The 3,957-nt window shown below is 38.5% G+C and carries 4 protein-coding genes; 1 reads left to right on the top strand and 3 read right to left on the bottom strand.

What is annotated here, in order from left to right; translation table 11 throughout:
- Positions 1 to 344: 344 nt before the first annotated feature.
- Complete coding sequence (locus AC075L_RS19165; protein WP_008704940.1) at positions 345 to 998, top strand: trimeric intracellular cation channel family protein; 654 nt, start codon at positions 345 to 347, stop codon at positions 996 to 998.
- On the opposite strand, the gene AC075L_RS19170 is transcribed toward AC075L_RS19165, so the two are convergent.
- The 3 genes from AC075L_RS19170 to AC075L_RS19180 form a co-directional block, all read right to left on the bottom strand.
- Positions 907 to 1,419, bottom strand: a complete 513-nt coding sequence (locus tag AC075L_RS19170) for a flavin reductase family protein (protein ID WP_055057567.1) — start codon at positions 1,417 to 1,419, stop codon at positions 907 to 909. The genes AC075L_RS19165 and AC075L_RS19170 overlap by 92 nt on opposite strands.
- Positions 1,420 to 1,909: 490 nt before the next feature.
- Positions 1,910 to 3,208, bottom strand: a complete 1,299-nt coding sequence (locus AC075L_RS19175) for a sensor histidine kinase (RefSeq protein WP_055201271.1) — start codon at positions 3,206 to 3,208, stop codon at positions 1,910 to 1,912.
- Positions 3,209 to 3,214: 6 nt separating this feature from the next.
- On the bottom strand, positions 3,215 to 3,957 hold a 743-nt coding region (locus AC075L_RS19180), incomplete at its 5' end, for a LytR/AlgR family response regulator transcription factor (RefSeq protein ID WP_476388038.1).

Below are 3,957 nucleotides of genomic sequence, written 5' to 3' on the forward strand. Positions count from 1 at the left end.
CTTACTATACTATGCTGAAGGTGTTCGCGAAGTATATAAGTTTATCTATATGAAATGGAATAAATAGTCGATTTTCTGATACTGATTGAGAGTAAAGACTCTTTCACGTGACGTTCAAAAAATCGACTTTTTATCTTGGATAATTCAGTGGAATCTCCTGCTTCAATTATGAAAACATTAAGTGATGAACGGAGATTTACTGATATTTTTATAGCAATTCCAGAAAATAATGCAATTAAGACAGTTCAGCATTTTCCTGTCTTTCGTGCTTTGCAGGAGTGCATTAGTTGCATTGTTTTCTGGGATTATAAAAGAAAGATAGGATGGGGAGTTAAAAAACAAATATGGATTATCAGTCAATTGTAACATTTGTTATGGAAATGGCCGGTTCAGTGGCGTTTGCTGCTTCCGGAGCGATGGTGGGCGTTGAACGGAATATGGATATTTTCGGCGTGAGCGTTCTGGGAGTTGCAACAGCAGTAGGCGGAGGAATGATCAGGGATATTGTTCTGGGGATCATCCCTCCGGCTGTATTTACCAATCCTGTATATGCACTGGTGTCAGTGCTTGCTTCCTGCATTGTTTTCTTTATTTTTTATTTCAAGAGAGAATTGCTTCAGGGGCACAGGCGTGAGACCTACGATAAAATCATGCTGGCAATGGACTCTGTCGGGCTTGGGATTTTTACAGTAGTAGGAGTAAATACAGGAATCCGCCAGGGATATATGGACAATGTGTTCCTGCTTGTATTTCTTGGAACCATTACGGGAGTAGGCGGCGGTCTGCTTAGAGATATGATGGCGAGTGTACCGCCGTATATTTTTGTAAAACATATCTATGCCTGTGCCTCCATCATTGGTGCAGTTGTATGCGTATATATGAATCGATTTGTGGGAAATGTACAGGCTATGGTAGTATCATCAATTGTAGTGGTGCTGATCCGATATCTGGCAGCACATTACCGCTGGAATCTGCCCAGGCTGTCACCACATGAATAGGAAGGATACCGTATAAAATCAGACAGGTAATATTTAGCGCAGTCAGGCTGAGTTTGTCTGACTGTCTTTTTGTTCGAGGAGGAAAATTATTGATAATCGGAGCATCTACAGTTTCAGATTTTGTGGCGGTCAGACGGCTGCGGGCAAATTTATCAGGCTCGCGATTACCGGATTCTACACCGAAATAGTCAGCTTCTGTTACATGTGCGGCATCCGCGATGCTGACGGTAAATGCACCGCGTGCTTTGATATTCTGTACGGTTTTATGGGTCTCGGTAAGGTTCAATGCAACTGTGTCACGTTCCTGCATCGTACCCCAGGCAGCGTTCATTACATTGATGCTTCCGTCTTCATTATAGGTTGCAACCATCAATACAGGCATAGGAAAAATGCCTTCTGTAATATTTAATTTTTTTCTCATTACAACAGCCCCTTTCAGATTCAATTGACAGGATAATATATCCTGCTATAAATGAGCAAGTTTGAAAAAATGCACAAAATTATCCTGCTAATTTCATAAATGCTTCAAAATCATCACTTGCTTTTGCACATAGGAATAGATACTGATACTTTTCCTGATGAACGGCACTACAGATTCGATGATATCCATCTTGAAAAGATCGATATTTGCCAGTTCCTGTGACACAAATACAATGTGCCAGTGACATCAGCAGCCAGTATCTCTGTATTTCCTTTGAGAAACGGATCTGGTATGTATCCAGTGCCAGACGGTTTTTACATTGCCTGAAAAATATCTCGATCGGCCATCGACACACATAACAGGAAAAGATCTCTTTCTTTTATGCAAAATCACGAACTTGCTCATTTATAGTGATATAAAACAACATCAATGCATGCTGAAATATGTAAAAAGGCAATCGTATAAAATTGCGATTGCCAGATTTTAATATTTACTGCTTTAAGGTTAGGATTGTATGGAAGGTACCGGAATCATTATCATAATACATTTGCAAATTTCCATGGTACTGTTTTACGACTTTTTTAATGCTTTTGATTCCGAATCCATGTCTGCCATTGTCTGATTTATGGGATATAGGAAGTCCCTCTGGATTATATACAGGGGTATTTTGGCAGGAGTTGATGAGTATGATAATAAGAAAGGGTGAATTTTCTTTCTTTTGTACGGTGAGCTCAATAAAAGAGTCTGGAATATTCTCTGCTGATTCCACTGCATTCTCCAATAAGTTACAGAATAAAGAAGTCAAATCGCGCGGATATATATGTTGTACCGTGCCGCTTCTGATGTCAGTGTGAAAAATAATGTGCTTATCATTGCAGTGGCGCTGATAGCGGCACAGAATGGAGTTTAGCATTTCATGATCACAGAGTTTTGTGGTTTCCTTTAAGTCGGAAGATTCCATGAGTTGTTGTATATAGTCATTTATTTTATCGGAATCATTTTTTTCGTTCAGTAATCTGATTGATTGAAGATGTTTCTTTATATCGTGGATCAAAATGCTCTGGTTCTCGTTTTGTGCAAGCATCATTTCATAGTATTCAACAGAATCGGATTCTTTCTGGAGCAGTAACTGCAAATCGGCATATTCCTGTGATCTTTTTGTGTTATATTGGTTGATTCCAAATACAAGTAGGTTGACCAGCAACAGAAAAACGGCACAGATTGTTACTAGAAAATCAACCGGTGGGGCATATGCGGTTGTTTCACCAATAGAAAGAAGAGTAAACATCATAAGAATAGAGGAAAGCGGGATGAACATCAAGAGAATTTCGGAGTGACCGTACGGTTCTTGAGCTGCTTTGTTCCCCTTGAAGAGCCAACTTAACAAGTAAACGACTGCAAAAAAGGTAATTTTGCTAAATACGGTATAAAAAACAAGTCCGACACTTGCTTCTAAGAGAAAATGGGGAAAGAATCTTGATATCATCCCCAAAACTGCAAGTTCAGATATTCCCATAATCGCTGTAAGTATAGCGGAATGGAAGAGTGCCAATAATAACTTGAGGTTAAACATTATATAGAGGAAAACAGTGTTTATCACAAAAAAACTGATAATATTCAGCCATGTTTGCCCAAGCAGGGAAAGAAAAAACAACAGTACATAAAGAACACTTAATAGAGTCAGTCTCTTTTTACCGCTATGAGAAGGGGAAAAAAGGCTGGCGGCGTACTGCCATAAGATAACCGCTTCTGTAAAAAAACTAAAAATAAGTAAAATAATATATTCCATTTATTTTCACCTCATGCTTTCCAGATATAGTAGATATGCATTTCTGAAGGAACTGTATTTCCTGCGTGTCAGGTAAGCGGTAATCTGAGGATTTGATAAATGTACGGTGGAGTGATCAAAGTCCACAATATGTTCGAAGTTAACAATAAAGCTCCGGTGTGTCTGAAAAAAACTGTTTTGGGGAAGCTTTTCCAACCAGTAATTCATATTATGAATAGAGTCAAAGTCCTGACGGGCAGTATGTACAATTACTTTTCGCCCCTGAGCTTCTATGGCAATAATCTGCGAAGCAGGAAACGAATATACCGCCTGTTTTGTTTCCACAGGAATTTTGAGTGTAATGGAATTGTAATAAGCTAAGGCATCCTTCAGATTTCGGAAAAAACGCTGCTTATCTAGAGGTTTGGAAAGGTAACGGAATACATGAAAACGCATTGCTTCATCCAAATATTCAGAATAAGAGGTGACAACAAAAACGATCACATTTCTATTTGCTTTTTTTAATTCATTCCCAACATAGATTCCATTCATGCCAGGCATTTCGATATCCAGAAAAACAATATCCTTTTCACCTTTGTCAGTTAACAAAGCTTCACCACTGGTAAAAGAAACTAATTCAGGACATTTTAAATGGTTGGACTCAAAGTAGGATTCGATATACTTCTTCAATTGTTCAATGATCAGAGTGTCATCATCACAAATTAAAATACGCATTTTTTCACCTGACTTTCTAAATAGATGTATGTGTA

This window comes from Blautia sp. ZXY-1-B12, assembly GCF_056339915.1.